The organism is Halomonas sp. McH1-25, assembly GCF_022348165.1.
Taxonomy (GTDB): domain Bacteria; phylum Pseudomonadota; class Gammaproteobacteria; order Pseudomonadales; family Halomonadaceae; genus Modicisalibacter.
The window spans coordinates 1149755-1164781 of sequence record NZ_JAKRFI010000001.1 but is presented as its reverse complement, the minus strand read 5'-3'; the positions used below and the strand labels follow the sequence as shown (position 1 = coordinate 1164781).

Sequence of the window (15027 nt, the reverse complement as noted above, 5' to 3'; positions counted from 1 at the left end):
AAAACTTCACGACTGCTGCCTGCCGCCGTCTTCGGACGGCGGTTTTATATGCGCTGTCTTGGCGGAATTGGCCTGTCGAAGTGAGGGGGGAGCTTGTACAGTAACGGTACAGCAATACCCCAGTGTCCTGTCGAGGCACGGGAGACGAGACCGCCATGAGTTATGTCCTGAATACATTGATCGTCTTGTTAACGGTGGCCGGCATGGAGGCGTTCGCCTGGTTTGCCCATAAGTACATCATGCACGGCTGGGGGTGGGAGTGGCATCGCTCGCACCATGAGCCGCACGATTCACCCGAGCGTACCGGCTGGTTCGAGAAGAACGATCTGTATGCCGTGGTGTTCGCCGGGGTAGCGATCGCGTTGATCGCGCTGGGTACGTCAGGGTGGTACCCGTTGCAGTGGGTCGGTGCCGGAATGACCGCGTACGGCTTCCTGTACTTTCTCGCCCACGACGGGTTGGTGCATCAGCGCTGGCCGTTCCGTTACGTGCCGCGGCGCGGTTATCTCAAGCGGCTTTACCAGGCCCACCGCATGCATCATGCCGTGAAAGGCAAGGAAGGCTGTGTGTCGTTCGGCTTCCTGGTTGCGCCGTCGGTGAGCACGCTCAAGCGTCAGTTGCGTGAAAAACATGACGGGCCGCTAAGAAACGATCAGCGCCAGTAGCGCGTTGCGCCGGGAGACGATGATCCCAAGTGCCAGCAACAGCAGGACGACGCCGGCCAGCCGCTCGATGGCCTTCAGACCGCGACCCAGATGCCGTATTAGCCGGGGATGCCCGGCCAGCCGCGCCACGAGAAGATCCCAGCCGAGCACCACGCCGACCATCCACAGCGCGTAGAGCCCCTGGATGGCGGGCGGTGTGGCACGGGCGTTGAGTACGGCGAACAGGCTAGCGTAAAAAAGGCCGTTCTTAGGGTTGAGTAGCCCCGAGGTCAGCCCGGCCAGCAACGCACCGTAGGAAACCTTGGGCGTAGCGGCGCTGGTGGCGGCTTCCGACAGCGGGGTCCGGCCGGCATGACGAATGAAGAGCCCTCCCATGTAGACGAGAAAGCCGGCTCCCGCCAACTGCAGCAGCAAAAATGTCGTGCTGTCATTATCCAGAGCCATCAGACCGAACAGTGCCAGACCGATGAACAGGGCGTTGGCCAAGGTGATGCCCAGACAGGCCAGTGCTGCCTGGAGACGGCTCCGAACAATGGCGTAGCGCAGGATGAGAAAGAAGTCGGGGCCCGGACTGAGCAGGGCGAGAAAGTGGGCACCGGCGACCAACAGGAATTGTTGCAGCATGACGGATCTCCGCTCCGAACAGGCTTCCATTGTTGACGCTGGATGGGCCGACGTATTGAAGGAAAGTGCGCCTCAGGATCGGATTGCCCTGTCCTCGGCCCCCGGATCGCGATGGCGATAGCGCCCCGGTGTGGTGGCCACCCGATCCTTGAAGACGCGCTGAAAGTGGCCCTGATCGGCAAATCCCAGTTCCTGGGCCAGGCTGGCCAGATCGGCGCCCTGCTGCAGGCGCCGGCGCGCCTGCCGGATGCGTCGATCCTGCAGCCAGGCGTGCGGCGTCAGGCCCGTTTCGCGTCGAAACAGGCGAATCAGCTGATAGCGGCTCAGGCCATGATTTTGCGCCAGCGTCTCCAGGCTGAGTGGCCGGTCGAGATCCTCCAGCAGACGGGCCTGGATGGTCGCGAGCCGTGTCCGTGACGGTCCCGGCAAGGCAATTGCGGTGCCGCTGCACCAGAGACGTTCACGTAGAAAGGCGATAAGTTCGGCTTCCTTCTCCTCGTTCGACGCCGAGGAGAACAACCGGGCATTGAGCCGGCAGAAGGCCCGGTAGGCCGGAGACGAGGCGACGACGAAGGCGTTCGCATGGGAGAGGGAGGCCTCGTTACCCAGCACGTCGGCTACCCAGTCAGCATCCAGATACAGCATCTGGTAGCTCCAACTGAGCGTTGGCAGGGGGTTGCAGGCGTGCACGACGTTGGCCGGGATGCTGACCAGGCTGCCCGGCGTCAGGGTGAACCGCGCATCCCGACACTGGAAAAGACTGCGGCCACGATCCACCACGCCGATCGACAGGGTAGGATGGCTGTGCGCCCGATAACAGGCCCGACTGTGGCTGGCCCGGCGGCTCTCGACGAAGGGCAGTGCCGGATCGCGCCAGAACTGACTCATGGGGATTCCTCGGCGGATGATGCAGATTGCATGGTGCCGAAGAATGCCACCGTAGGCGAGCTGTCGACTAGTTGGACAGAGCGTGACGAGATCGCGTCCACAGCCCGGGCGGTCTCGGCTCGGGCGTGCCGGCTCGCGAGCGAAGCGCCATGGCCGAGCCCTGGGCCAGCAGGCGCAGCTTGTCGGCCTGGCTGGTCGAGGCCCGCGTATCCCAGGCGCGGGCGCCCTGCGCTTTTACCTTGATGCCGATTTCCCGATAGACGCCGTGTGCCGTGGCGATGGCCCAGGCAGAGCGTAGCGGCAGCGCATTGAGCCCACCCTTGGCTGACTGATAGTAGGGCTCCGCCAGATCGACCAGGCGCGCGGCCAGTCCTGCCAGGGCATCGCGATGACTCGGATCGACAATCTCATCGGCCGGGATGCCGGCTTCACGCAGCCACTCGGTGGGCAGATAGCAGCGGCCGATGCCGGCATCCTCGACGATGTCGCGGGCGATGTTGGTCAGTTGAAAAGCCAGACCGAGATCGCAGGCGCGGTCCAGGGTCGGTTCGTCGCGTACCCCCATCACCATGGCCATCATCACGCCCACCACCCCCGCAACGCGGTAGCAGTAGGTCAGCGTATCTTCGAGCGTCTCGTAACGATGTCGATGCACGTCCATGGCGTAACCGTCGAGGTGATCCATGGGGTAGCGTGCGGGAATGCGGTGGGTCAGAACGACCTGCTGAAAGGCGGCGAAGGGCGGACTTTCCATCGTCTCGCCGGCATAGGCACGCCGGGTCGTCTCGCGTAGCTCGGCCAGGCAGGCCGCATCGGCGCGCTCGCCATCGGCCTGGCCGAAGCCCAGTTCCTGACCGTCGATCACATCGTCGCAATGACGACACCAGGCGTAGAGCATCACGGCGCTGCGCCGGGTGGCGGGGTCGAACAGGCGCGAGGCGGTGGAAAAGCTCTTCGAGCCAGCCTGGATGGTCTGGGTGGCGTGGCGTGCCAGGTCGTTCATGTTGCTCAGATTAGTCGTTTCACTCATGCACCGAGCTGCTCCAGCATCAGGCCGGCCGTGGCCTTGGCCGAGCCGATCACGCCCGGCACGCCGGCACCGGGGTGGGTGCCGGCGCCGACCAGATAGAGGTTGTCGATTCGTGAGTCGCGGTTGTGCGGGCGGAACCAGGCGCTCTGGGTAAGGATGGGTTCCAGCGAGAACGCCGAGCCCAGGTGAGCGTTGAGTTCGTCGCGGAAATCCTCGGGCGTGAAGTGACGGCAGGTGACCAGATGTTCGCGCAGGCCAGGAATGTAGTGGCGTTCGAGATAGTCGAGGATGCGGTCGCGATAGCGCGGCCCCTCGACGCGCCAGTCGATGGGCGCCTTGCCCAGGTGGGGCACCGGGGCGAGTACGTAGTGCGCGCTGCAGCCGGGCGGCGCCAATGACGGATCGGTAACGCACGGCGCATGCAGATAGAGCGAGAAGTCGTCGGCCAGCGTCTCGCCGTTGAAGATGTCGTCGATCAACTCGCGGTAGCGCGGCCCGAAGCACACCGTATGGTGCTCCAGCCCCTCGGGCGGTGGCGTATCGAGGCCGAAGTAGATCACGAACAGCGACATGCTGAAGCGCTTGCGGCCCAGTGCGCGGGCCTGGCTGACACCGCGTGGGTGGGTGCCGAGCAATTTGCCATAGGTGTGCATGACATCGGCATTGGACGCCAGGGCGTCGGCCGGGAAGCGGCGACCGTCCTCGACCACGACGCCACTGACGCGGTCGCCGTCGACCTCGATACGACTGACCGGGGCGTTGAGTTCGAGTCGACCGCCCAGGTCTTCGAACAGGCGAACCATGCCGCTCACCAGCGCGCCGGTGCCGCCGCGCGGAAACCACACACCCCATTCGCGCTCCAGGGCGTGGATCAGGGTGTAGATCGACGACGTGGCGAAGGGGTTGCCGCCCACCAGCAGCGAGTGAAAGGAGAACGCCTGGCGCAGGTGCTCGTCTTGAATGAAGCGCGACACCATGGCGTAAACGCTCTTCCAGGCCTGCAACCTGGCGAGTTGCGGCCCGGCGCGCGCCATGTCGCGAAACGACAGGAACGGCACGGCGCCGAGCTTGCGATAGCCCTCCTCGAATACCGCCCGCGAGTAGCTCAGAAACTGCCGGTAACCTTCCACATCCGCCGGATTGCGCTCGGCAATCTGGCGTTCGAGTTCGGCCTGATCGTTGACGTAATCGAAGGCGGGCGCGTCCTCCCAGCACAGGCGGTAGAACGGCGTGACCGGCAGCAACTCGACGTAATCATCCAGCCGCCTGCCAGCGAGCATGAAGAGTTCCTCCAGGGCCGAGGGATCGGTAATCACCGTGGGGCCGGCATCGAAGACGAAGCCTTTATCCTCGTAGACATAGGCGCGACCACCGGGCCTGTCGCGCTTCTCCAGCAGTGTGGTCCGGTAGCCGCCGGCCTGTAGGCGAATGGCCAGGGCCAGGCCGCCGAAGCCGGCGCCGATCACCACGGCACGCTTGGGAGAGGTCATGGGCGGCTCCTGTGTTGATGAAAAACGACTTGCTCGGGGCGGGTCAATTGTACGGCGCGCGCCGCCTCGCCCAGCGGCACCGGCGGCTTGCCGACGACGATACGCAATTTGTCGGCGCTGGTGAGTCGGCCGGCGTAGAAGCGCTCGATCAGCGGCTCGGGCAGGCCGTAGAAACGTTGCATGACGCGCCAGCGCTGGTCGCTGCGTCCGGCCAGGAACAGCATGCGGTTGAGCAGCCGGAAGTAACCTTGATGACGCCATTCGCGGCACGCCGTGTCGCGGATGGCAGCGAACAGCGCCGGGGCGCTCAGGTCGTCGAGGCCTGCGATAAGTTCGGCGAGACGCACGGCGTGGGGCAGCGAATAGCCGGTGGTGGGGTGGAACAGCCCGGCGCGCAGCCCGCTGCGTGGCTGACCATCGGCGTCGCGCCAGAAAGCCTCGATATCCCCCGCCAGGGTGATCGGCAGTACGCCATGCTCCTCGCGCAGCGTTTCGCGAATCTCCCATCCCTGCGCCTGGGCATAGGCCTGGATATGTCCGCGCAAGCTGGCCGCGTCGACCTGCGGCCCATCGACGTAATGGGTGTCCTCGATGAGCAGCGTATCGGCCGTGAAGGGCAGGACGTAGACGAAGCGATAGCCGTCGTCCTGGGTGACGCTGGCGTCCATGAGGATGGGCTGCTCCAGGCCATGCGGAAGCGCCAGGCGAACTTCCTGGCCGAGAAAGGCCTGATGGCCCAGCGCTACGTGCGGGTTGTTCGTGACGCCACGGCCGTCGATGACCGCGCCGGCATGCAGGACGCGTCCGTCGGCCAGCGTCACATGGGTGGGTTGCACCGATTCGACGCAGGTATCCGCCCATAGGTCGTTGCCGAGCGCGTCTTCCAGCGCTCCGGCGAAATCCGCCGAGAAGATGCTGGCATAGCCACCCCGCAGCTGGCGCGTGCGCTGCGGGAAGACCACCCGGTGGCCCGCCCAGCGACAACCGACCAGGGGGGACAGCCAGGCGTGCTGGGCAGCATCGAGGTCGCCTGCATGAAACGACCATGTATGGTTGCCGCCGGGGCGCGCATCGCGTTCCAGCATCAGCAGGCGCAGTGCAGGGCGTTCAAGCTTGAGGCGCAGCGCGATCAGGCCGTTGGCCAGGCCGCCACCCACCAGGATCAGATCGTAATGTGGCGTCGTCATGCGTAGTTCATCCTGGCTGCAGACACGTGGTCACCGATCACGCCCTCGACGATATCGGCGGCAGCCGGGGCACCGCCGGCAGTGTCGACCTCCAGCCCCAGGCGATCCAGTGGCGCGGCGAAACGCCGGTCATGCAATAGGTCATCCAATTTGCTGGCCAGTGACCGAGCGCTGGCGAATGTCGGGGAGGCGCGTAGGCCGACCCCAGCGTGGTCGACACGGGTTGCGACACCTGGCTGGTCGAAGGCGATGGGCAGCACGAGCATCGGCGTGCGGGTCGCTAAGGCATCCATCACCGTATTGAGGCCGCCATGCGTCACCACGGCATCGGCACGGGCCAGCGCGGCACGCTGCGGAGCGAAGTCGGTGACCCAGGTCGCTCCCTCGCGCTCCAGAACGCGTATCCGGGTAGCGTCCAGGCCGCCGCAGTGGGCCAATAGCAGCTGTACATCGAGTCGTCTGCAGGCCTTGGCGATACGCCGGAACAGTGAAAACCGATGGCCTTGCAGTGTACCCAGCGAGGCGAATACCAGCGGGCGATCTTCTGCAATCGGCAAGTCCAGCGGGCCTTGGGCCGTGACGGGTGGGCGCAGCGGTCCGACATGATGAAAGTGTGCAGGCAGGGCTTGGCGTGGCAGCTCGAAAGCGGGCACCGTCTGGCTGATCTGGGCATAGGGCGACAGGCAGTCGTGCAGCCCGCTACGGGGCGACAGCCCGAAAGTGTCGGCATGGCCGGCGATGACCCTGTGCAGGGGCGCCATTAGCCAGTCGTGGACACGCTCGCTGCCCTCGTACATGTGGCTGAAGCGTGGCCCTTGGCCATACGTCATCGGCATGACCGGCAGTGGGATGCCGGGTTCGCGGTTGACCGGCAGGGCGCAGGCCACGGAGACGTAGAGTAGCCCTGCGGCCTCGGCGACCAGCCCGCCAGCGGCTTCCATCTGATCGCAGAGCAGGAGATCGATGCCCAGCTCACTCAGGGCATCGGGCACCTCGCGGCAGAGCATGTCGGTGCTGCGTGCCAGCTCGCGAATCAGCCGCTGCAGGCCCAGTGGACCACCGGGGTTGGCAGCCAGTTGCAGGGTCCGTGTCAGCGAGTCTGGAGGATGATTGGCGTGCCCTACGGCGTGAAAGCCGATGCGGGGATCAAAGAGCCAGCGCGCGGCGTCTGGCTGACCGATGAAGGTCACGCGGTGGCCACGCTCGAGCAGTTCCAGAGCCAAAGCCTGTAGCGCACGGTAATGGCTCGGGAAGGGCGGGGCAACAGCGGCGATATGCTTGGGTTTAGCCATGCAGGCTGCCCGGTGCCGGATCCCGAAGGTCGATCAGAGCGGCGCGACGCAAGGCCGGAAGGTCCGCACTACCGGTGCAGAAGCAGGCGATGCGCAACTGGCGAATCACTATCTTGAAGTGCTCGATCACCGCCTGGGTGGATTGTGTGGCGCTGTGCAGCACCGCCGCCGCCTGACCGACCACATCGGCACCCAGACGGATCGCCTTGGCGGCATCCACGCCATCACGGATACCGCCCGAGGCGATCAGTGGCGTGTCGGGCAGCGCCTGACGCACCGACTGCAGAGCCAGAGCGGTGGGTATCCCCCAGCCAGCGAAGGCCATGGCCACCTTGCGCGAGGTGTCGTCCGTCGAGCGCTCGGCTTCCACGGCAGCCCAGCTGGTGCCGCCGGCCCCCGCCACATCGATCGCGGCCACACCGACGTCGATCAGCGAGCGGGCGACCGAGGCCGAGATGCCAGCTCCCACTTCCTTGATCACGACCGGGACGTCCAGCGCCGTGACCAGGTATTCGATGGCTTCGAGAATGCCGCGCCAGTCGCGGTCTCCGCCGGCCTGTACGGTTTCCTGAAGGGGGTTGAGATGCACGATGAGTGCATCGGCGCCGATCATGTCGACGGCACGGCGAGCCCAGTCGGTGCCTTCCTTCTCAACCAGTTGGGCGGCGCCGATGTTGCCCAGCAGGGGGATGCTCGGGGCGAGCTTGCGCAGCTCGCGGGTCAGGCCATGATCGCTGCCGGACTGCAGCGCCACCCGCTGCGAGCCGATGGCCAATGCAATGCCAAGAGCTTCGGCAGCCTCGGCCAAATGATGGTTGATGGCCTTGGCGCGTTCGGCCCCGCCGGTCATCGAGCTGATCAACAGTGGTGCGCGGAGTGGCTTGCCCAGTAGCTGGGTGGACAGGTCGATGTCGTCCAGGTGCAACTGTGGCAAGGCGCAATGCTCGAACTGATAGCGCGCGAAGCCCGTCTGCCCGGGGGCAAGCGCACGCTGATCATCCAGGACGATGTCTAGATGATCGTTCTTGCGGTTTACCAGATCGCCATCGGCCATGTGCGTCTCCTGGGCCTAAGGGTTATGGATTGCTATTGTTGAAAGGAGTGCCTAGAGTTATACGTAACTTGTACAATCATGGCAATGCAAAGCGTGTGTCGTCAATCGATACCAAGCCTACCGCTTTCTCAAGATAACAATGTCGCGCCGGGGTGCATAACGGAGTGTCTCCAGATGGGCTCAATATCACATCGACCCGATAGCGTTAACGAGGCGGCGAACGAGTTCTCCGACCTTCGCCGCCAGATCGACGCACGCCTGGAGCAACTGCTACCGAGGCAGGCAGGCGATCCCATAACCCTGGCGATGCGCGACTGTCTGCTTTCCGGTGGCAAGCGCGTGCGCCCCTGCCTGTTGATTCTTGCTGCCAGGGGGGTGGGAGGCGACTCGCCGGCCCTGCTCGATCTGGGCTGTGCCGTGGAGATGATCCATAGTGCCTCGCTGATTCTCGACGATTTGCCCTGCATGGATGACGCCAGCCTGCGCCGGGGGCGACCGACGACCCACCGCCAGTACGGTGAAGACGTTGCCATGCTGGCGATGGTGGCGCTATTGAGTCGGGCGTTCGGCCTGGTGTCGCAGGCGCCTGGCATTTCTCCTGAAACATGCGCGCAGATGGTGATGCAGCTTTCCCGGGCGGTTGGTGACCAGGGGCTGGTCAGGGGGCAGTATCAGGATCTGCATGCCTCCCGACAGTTGCGCAGCGTGGATGACGTCTCCACGACGAACACGCTCAAGACCGGCGTACTGTTCCAGGCGACCCTGGCATTGGCGGGACTCGCCGCTGGCGCGGACGAGCCCACTGCATCACGTCTGCAGCGTTTTGCCCTGGTGCTCGGTCAGGCCTACCAGCTTTACGACGATCTCACCGATGGGCTAGCCGTTAACGGCAAGGATGTCGACCAGGACGATGGCAAGACGACCCTGGTCGCCCTGCTCGGCGAAGCGGAGGTCCGCCAGCGATTGGCGGGGCACCTGGCCGAGGCGGACCGGCACTTGGTCGCAGTATTCGGTGACGATCCGCCGCTTAGCCGGTTCGTGCACGACCTGTTTTCCCGCTTCGACAACGAATTGGGGGCGCTCCGCTCCACAGAAGCGATCGCCTTCCCTCTGTCTCGCCTCTAGCCCCCCCCGGTTGCCTAGGCCATGATTGGCTGGGTCATGTCAGTCACGACGCTTTACACCCAGCGCCTCCGGGTCGATCATTAGCGCTACCCGACATCGTCGGGTCCACAATTCATTCACTGTCGCCAGGGGTGTCCTGCCAACCGGTAGGGCTGAGATTGTCATTCCTTGAAGATGACTGACCCTGGAACCTGATCCGGTTCACACCGGCGGAGGAAGAGCGACATGCTGTACGCCACCCTGGCGGCGCTGGGCGCCGCCTTGCTGCTGTTTGCCATTCTCGGTCTGCGCGCAAGCCGCGCCGGCACCAACCTCGACGATTATGTCACCGCACGCAATTCGCAGAACGCGTCGACTCTGGGGCTATCGTTCCTGGCCTCGGGCATGGGTGCATGGATTCTCTTTGCGCCACCGGAAGTGGGAGCGTTCGTCGGTCCTGTCGCGCTGGGCGGCTATGCGCTGGGGTCGGCGCTGCCGTTCATCGTGCTGGCGCTTTGCGGGCCGGCCATTCGCCGCCGCCTGCCTGAAGGGCGCAGCATCGGCGAGTTTGCCGCAGCGCGCTTCGGCAATGCCGTGCGCCGCTACGTGTCGTTGATCTCGGTACTCTACATGGCTTGCTTCCTGGCCGCCGAGCTGACCGCCATCGGCGGGATCACGGCATTGCTGTCGGATGTACCGGGCGGGGTGGTGGTGGTGGCGGTCGCTATCATCACGCTGATCTATACCGCCTGGGGCGGGCTGCGCGCCAGCCTGGTCACCGACCGCTGGCAGGCCCTGCTATTGATCGGCCTGCTGGCCGTGGTGAGTGTCGTCGCCCTGCAGCGGCTGCCGGCCATGCCCGTCGACGCTACGCTGCCTGGCGCGCCCACCGGCAGCGCGCTGAGCGTGGCGCTGACGCTGGTCATCGCGGTGACCGCCGCCAACCTCTTTCATCAGGGCTACTGGCAGCGTGTCTGGGCGGCCAGAAACGGCGCGGCCCTGGGGCAGGGCGCGGTACTGGGCGGCGTGACGACGATCCTGGTGGTGGCCGTAGTCGGCGGGCTGGGCATACTCGCGGCGATGAGCGGGATAGGACTGGGCGAACCGCCGATGCCGTTCTTCGCATTGCTCAGCGAAGCGCCGGGCTGGCTCAAACTGCTGGCACTGGTGCTGGCGGTGACGCTGGTCGCTTCCAGCGTCGATACGCTACAAAACGGTATTGCCTCGCTGGCCGTGGGCGACGGCCTGTCGCGGTGGGGATTGTCCCTGAGCGGAGCGCGCTGGCTGACGTTAGCATTGATGGTGCCGGTGGTGGTCATCGCGCTGCAGGGCGTGTCGGTGCTGCGCCTGTTCCTGATTGCCGATCTCTTGTGTGCGACGGCCGTGGTGCCGGTGTTGCTGGGCTTGTGGTCGCGCATGAGCACCGCGGCAGCGGTCAGCGGAGGTATCGCCGGGCTGGCCGGCGCCGTGCTGCCGGGGTGGATCGCCCAGGGCAGCCTGCAGGCCGGCCTGCTCGCGGCGAGTTTTCCCGGTGGTGCGCCGACGTTGGCGCCGTTCGTCGGCGCGCTACTGGCATCCAGCGTGACCGGCGTGCTGGTCGCCCTGATAAAGCCGCGGCCCAGCCCGCAATACACCTAGGTGGCGCCTCACAGCATCCGGCACTCAGTTGCCTGTTGCTCGGGCGCAGGCGGCCTGGCACGTGTCCTGCAGGGCATGTGCCAAGGCCCGGGTCGCCGGTCCCGCCCCGTCACGGTCCGCAAAAACCATATACAGCGTTTCCTGCCGACTGCCCCCTTCGACGAGCGGCAACGGCCTCAGCTGGCCCGCGGCCAACTCTTCCCGGATATGTTCGCGCGGCAGCCAGGCGAACCCCAGCCCCTGAGTGACAAACTGGATTGAGGTCTTGAGGTGAGACACGGTCCAGCGCTGTTCGGCGCCGAGCCAGCCGGCATCCTGACGGCGCTTGAGCCCACTGTCGCGGACCACGAACTGGCGATGTCCGGCCAGGTCCTGAGATGTCAGCTCACGCTCTAGCTGGTGCAAGGCATGCTGGGCATGGGCGACAGCAATGAACTCTATCGGCATCAGTGCCTGCCCAAGAAAGCCAGGCGGCATGCGGTTGGTGACGATCAGGTCGGCCTCATGATTAAGCAGGGCCTCGTGGGTACCGGAAAGCACCGACTCGATCAGTTGTACCCGAGTGGCGCGGCTCTTGGGGACGAAGGCAGTCAGTGCCTGCCCGAGCACGTCGGGCGGAAAGATGATCTCCACGGCCAGCCGCACTTCCGGCTCCCAGCCTTGCGCCAGATTATCGGCCAGCCGCTCCAGGCGAAGGGCTTCGTCGATCAGTACCCGGGCCCGTCGCAACAGCGCCTCGCCGGCGTCCGAGAGTTCCGCCTTGCGTCCGCGTAATGTCAGCACATCGACAGGCAGGCGCTCCTGCATGCCCTTAATGGCATAGCTTACCGAAGACTGGCTCTTGTTCAGCGCCTCTGCGGCCTGAGCGAAGCTGCCTTCGTCGACTACCGCCTGAAGGACTGCCCACTGTTCCAGGCTGATACGGGGGATGCGTGTCGTCATGGGGGGCGGGCCTCATGGATATGAAATCATCGAAAACGCCGATCGTTTTACGCTAAACATTGCGACATTTCCGGTGAAAGCAGCGCGTATCCTGAGTTCAGTGACTCATCACCGAACTCAGGAATCTTTCATGAAATCACAAATACTCTCTCAGATGGTATCCACCCGCTCCAGCCTGGCGACACTGGCCCTGCGCGTGCCGGTGGGGCTGATCTTCATGGCGCACGGCGGCCAGAAGCTGTTTGGCTGGTTCGGCGGTTACGGTCTCGAAGGGACCGGGCAGTGGCTGGCGTCGATCGGCATCGAGCCGGGGTATCTGATGGCGTTGCTGGTCGGTGGCGCCGAGTTCTTCGGCGGGCTGGCGCTATTGCTGGGACTGCTGGTTCGGCCGGCCGCTGCGGTATTGGCCTTTGCCATGCTGATAGCGATCTTTAGCGTCCACATCGGCAATGGCTTGTTCATGAGCAACAACGGTTACGAGTTCGCCTTGGCCCTGCTCGCCATCTCCGTCTCGCTGGTCTTCAGTGGCGCGGGGAGTGTGTCGCTCGACCGCCGCTGCGCGAACCACGCCTGACTTCATCCCGACACGTTAAACGGAGGAAACCATCATGATCGTTCGTTCAGGAAATCAGCGCGGTTATGCCGACCATGGCTGGCTGCGCTCATACCACACCTTCTCGTTCGCCAATTACTACGATCCTGAGCACATGGGCTTCAGGGCGCTGCGGGTAATCAACGAGGACCGTGTCGAGGGTGGCAAGGGCTTTGGGGCTCATGCCCACCGTGACATGGAAATCATCTCCTACGTTCTGGAAGGCGAGCTGGCTCACCAAGACAGCATGGGCAATGGCGAAATCATTCGCCCCGGCGAGGTCCAGCGCATGTCAGCGGGTACGGGCGTGCGGCATAGTGAGTTCAATAACGCCAAGGACCGCGAGGTGCATTTCCTGCAGATCTGGATCGAGCCCGAGCGCGGCGGTATTGCACCCAGCTACGAACAGAAGGCGTTCCCCGCGGCCGAGCGTCAGGATCGGTGGCGGCTGGTTGCCTCGCGCGATGGGCGAGACGGCTCGGTCACGGTGCATCAGGATGTCAACCTGTACGCCTCCTTGGTGGCACCTGGGCAAGCGCTGTCGTTCGTCGTGCCCGATACCCGCCACGCCTGGCTGCATGTGGCGCGCGGCAAGGTCGAGATCAATGGCCGGGCGCTGTCGGCTGGAGATGCCGCGGCCTTCGAGCCCGGCGAGGCCATCGACGTGACGGGGAACGAGGACGCCGAACTATTGTTGTTCGATCTGGCCTGAGCCGGCGAGAGGTTTTACTTGGCGAGCGGCTTAGGGTTTGCAACCGTGGCGGTGCATGGCCAGACTCTGTTCTGACCATGCATGCCGCGGAGAGAGACCATGAGCAAGGAGAATTCCCAGGATCCACGTCGTCGCTATTCCAGCCCGGTCGTCGATGGGCCGGGCAAGGCCGCCAGTCGCGCCATGCTGCGTGCGGTGGGCTTCAGCGACGAGGACTTCACCAAACCCCAGGTCGGCATCGCCTCGACCTGGAGCCAGGTCACTCCGTGCAACAGCCATATCGACACCCTGGCCGAGCAGGCGCGATTGGGCGCCGACGCGGCCGGCGGCAAGGGCGTGATCTTCAACACCATCACCATCTCCGACGGCATCGCCAACGGCACCGAGGGCATGAAGTACTCGCTGGTCTCGCGCGAGGTGATTGCCGATTCCATCGAGACGGTGGCCGGCTGCGAAGGGTTCGACGGCCTGGTGGCCATCGGCGGCTGCGACAAGAACATGCCGGGCTGCATGATGGGGCTGGCGCGTCTCGACCGGCCCAGCATCTTCGTCTACGGCGGCACCATCCTGCCCGGTGAGAACCATACCGATATCGTCTCGGTCTTCGAGGCCATGGGCGCGCACTCACGCGGCGACATCGATCGCATCGCCGTCAAGCAGATCGAGGAAACGGCGATTCCCGGCCCCGGGTCCTGCGGTGGCATGTATACCGCCAATACCATGGCCTCGGCGATCGAGGCGCTGGGCATGAGCCTGCCCAACAGCTCGGCGCAGAACGCCGTCTCGCAGACCAAGCGCGACGACTGCCATGCCGCCGGCGAGGCCGTTCTCGAACTGCTCGAGAAGGACATCAAGCCCAGCGACATCATGACCCGTGAGGCGTTCGAGAACGCCATCACCGTGGTCATCGCCCTCGGCGGCTCGACCAACGCCATACTGCACCTGATCGGCATGGCCAGCACTATCGGCGTCGAGCTATCGCTGGAGGACTTCACGCGCATCGGTAAACGTGTGCCGGTGGTTGCCGACCTGCGCCCCAGCGGCCATTACATGATGAGCGAGCTGGTCGCCATCGGCGGTATCCAGCCGCTGATGAAGACGCTGCTCGATGCCGGGCTGCTGCACGGCGACTGCCTGACGGTGACCGGCCGGACCCTGGCCGAGAACCTGGCCGACGTGAAACCCTACCCGGATGACCAGCAGATCATCATGCCGCTGGACAAGCCGATCAAGGCGCAGAGTCACCTGCGCATCCTGTACGGCAATCTGGCGCCCACCGGCGCAGTGGCCAAGATCACCGGCAAGGAAGGCACGCGCTTCACGGGCCGCGCCCGGGTGTTCGGCTCCGAAGAGGAGGCTCAGGCGCGCATCAACGACGGCACCGTGGTGGCCGGCGACGTGCTGGTGATCCGCTACGAGGGGCCCAAGGGCGGACCGGGCATGCGCGAGATGCTCACGCCGACCTCGGCGATCATGGGGCGAGGCCTGGGTAACGACGTCGCACTGATCACCGACGGGCGCTTCTCGGGCGGCAGCCATGGCTTCGTGGTCGGCCACGTGACGCCGGAAGCCTTCGAGGGCGGACCGATCGCGCTGGTGGAAGATGGCGACGAGATCACCATCGATGCCGAGGCCGACGTCATCGAGGTCAACCTCAGTGACGATGAGCTGGCTCGCCGTCGTGCCGCCTGGCGTCAGCCCGAGCCAAGATACCGGCGCGGCGTGCTGGCCAAGTATGCTCGGGTCGTCAGTTCGGCATCCAAGGGTGCCGTCACCGACTTGCCGGAATAACGGAATGCCTGCGCCGGC

Annotated in this window: 14 protein-coding genes and 1 riboswitch; of the genes, 6 read left to right on the top strand and 8 right to left on the bottom strand. The window is 64.9% G+C overall.

The genetic code is table 11. The features are described from left to right. Window positions 1-155: 155 nt before the first annotated feature. The gene (locus MHM84_RS05855; RefSeq protein WP_239263518.1) at window positions 156-665 is read left to right on the top strand and encodes a sterol desaturase family protein; all 510 of its coding nucleotides are present in this window, start codon (window positions 156-158) and stop codon (window positions 663-665) included. On the opposite strand, the gene MHM84_RS05850 is transcribed toward MHM84_RS05855, so the two are convergent. The 7 genes from MHM84_RS05850 to fni form a co-directional block, all read right to left on the bottom strand. Then, window positions 642-1289: a LysE family translocator gene (locus MHM84_RS05850; protein WP_239263516.1), complete on the bottom strand. Its 648-nt coding sequence runs from the start codon at window positions 1287-1289 to the stop codon at window positions 642-644. The two genes, MHM84_RS05855 and MHM84_RS05850, sit on opposite strands and share 24 nt — an antisense overlap. Before the next feature lie 72 nt (window positions 1290-1361). Next, a complete protein-coding gene (locus MHM84_RS05845; protein WP_239263514.1) occupies window positions 1362-2177 on the bottom strand; it encodes an AraC family transcriptional regulator in 816 nt (271 codons plus the stop codon). 67 nt (window positions 2178-2244) lie between these two features. Continuing rightward, complete coding sequence (gene crtB / locus MHM84_RS05840; protein WP_239263512.1) at window positions 2245-3207, bottom strand: 15-cis-phytoene synthase CrtB; 963 nt, start codon at window positions 3205-3207, stop codon at window positions 2245-2247. After that, window positions 3204-4697 (bottom strand): phytoene desaturase, encoded by a 1494-nt coding sequence (locus MHM84_RS05835; RefSeq protein WP_239263510.1) that lies wholly within the window; start codon window positions 4695-4697, stop codon window positions 3204-3206. Before MHM84_RS05835 ends, crtB begins: the two co-directional genes overlap by 4 nt. Next, complete coding sequence (crtY, locus tag MHM84_RS05830; RefSeq protein WP_239263508.1) at window positions 4694-5884, bottom strand: lycopene beta-cyclase CrtY; 1191 nt, start codon at window positions 5882-5884, stop codon at window positions 4694-4696. The genes MHM84_RS05835 and crtY overlap by 4 nt, the downstream gene beginning before the upstream one ends. Beyond that, window positions 5881-7176, bottom strand: a complete 1296-nt coding sequence (locus MHM84_RS05825) for a nucleotide disphospho-sugar-binding domain-containing protein (RefSeq protein ID WP_239263506.1) — start codon at window positions 7174-7176, stop codon at window positions 5881-5883. Before MHM84_RS05825 ends, crtY begins: the two co-directional genes overlap by 4 nt. Further along, window positions 7169-8230, bottom strand: coding sequence for a type 2 isopentenyl-diphosphate Delta-isomerase (fni, locus tag MHM84_RS05820; RefSeq protein WP_239263504.1), 1062 nt, complete (start codon window positions 8228-8230; stop codon window positions 7169-7171). Before fni ends, MHM84_RS05825 begins: the two co-directional genes overlap by 8 nt. A gap of 174 nt (window positions 8231-8404) precedes the next feature. On the opposite strand from fni, the gene MHM84_RS05815 reads away from it, so the two are divergent. Next, window positions 8405-9355 carry a polyprenyl synthetase family protein gene (locus MHM84_RS05815; RefSeq protein WP_239263502.1) on the top strand — a complete coding sequence of 317 codons (951 nt, stop codon included), beginning with the start codon at window positions 8405-8407 and terminating at the stop codon, window positions 9353-9355. Window positions 9356-9472: 117 nt separating this feature from the next. After that, window positions 9473-9591, top strand: a riboswitch (TPP riboswitch). Then, window positions 9581-10972 (top strand): sodium:solute symporter, encoded by a 1392-nt coding sequence (locus MHM84_RS05810; protein ID WP_239263499.1) that lies wholly within the window; start codon window positions 9581-9583, stop codon window positions 10970-10972. It overlaps the preceding riboswitch by 11 nt. A 24-nt stretch (window positions 10973-10996) precedes the next feature. Here MHM84_RS05810 and MHM84_RS05805 read toward each other — a convergent pair whose 3' ends face one another. Next, window positions 10997-11914, bottom strand: a complete 918-nt coding sequence (locus tag MHM84_RS05805) for a LysR family transcriptional regulator (RefSeq protein WP_239263497.1) — start codon at window positions 11912-11914, stop codon at window positions 10997-10999. 130 nt (window positions 11915-12044) lie between these two features. Between MHM84_RS05805 and MHM84_RS05800 the strand changes: the two genes are divergently transcribed. The 3 genes from MHM84_RS05800 (at window position 12045) to ilvD (ending at window position 15009) form a co-directional block, all read left to right on the top strand. Continuing rightward, window positions 12045-12488, top strand: a complete 444-nt coding sequence (locus MHM84_RS05800; RefSeq protein ID WP_239263495.1) for a DoxX family protein — start codon at window positions 12045-12047, stop codon at window positions 12486-12488. Window positions 12489-12522: 34 nt separating this feature from the next. Further along, window positions 12523-13218 (top strand): pirin family protein, encoded by a 696-nt coding sequence (locus MHM84_RS05795; RefSeq protein ID WP_275445658.1) that lies wholly within the window; start codon window positions 12523-12525, stop codon window positions 13216-13218. 99 nt (window positions 13219-13317) lie between these two features. Further along, on the top strand, window positions 13318-15009 hold the full coding sequence (gene ilvD, locus MHM84_RS05790; protein WP_239263493.1) for a dihydroxy-acid dehydratase: 1692 nt from the start codon (window positions 13318-13320) through the stop codon (window positions 15007-15009). The last annotated feature ends 18 nt before the right edge of the window (window positions 15010-15027 follow it).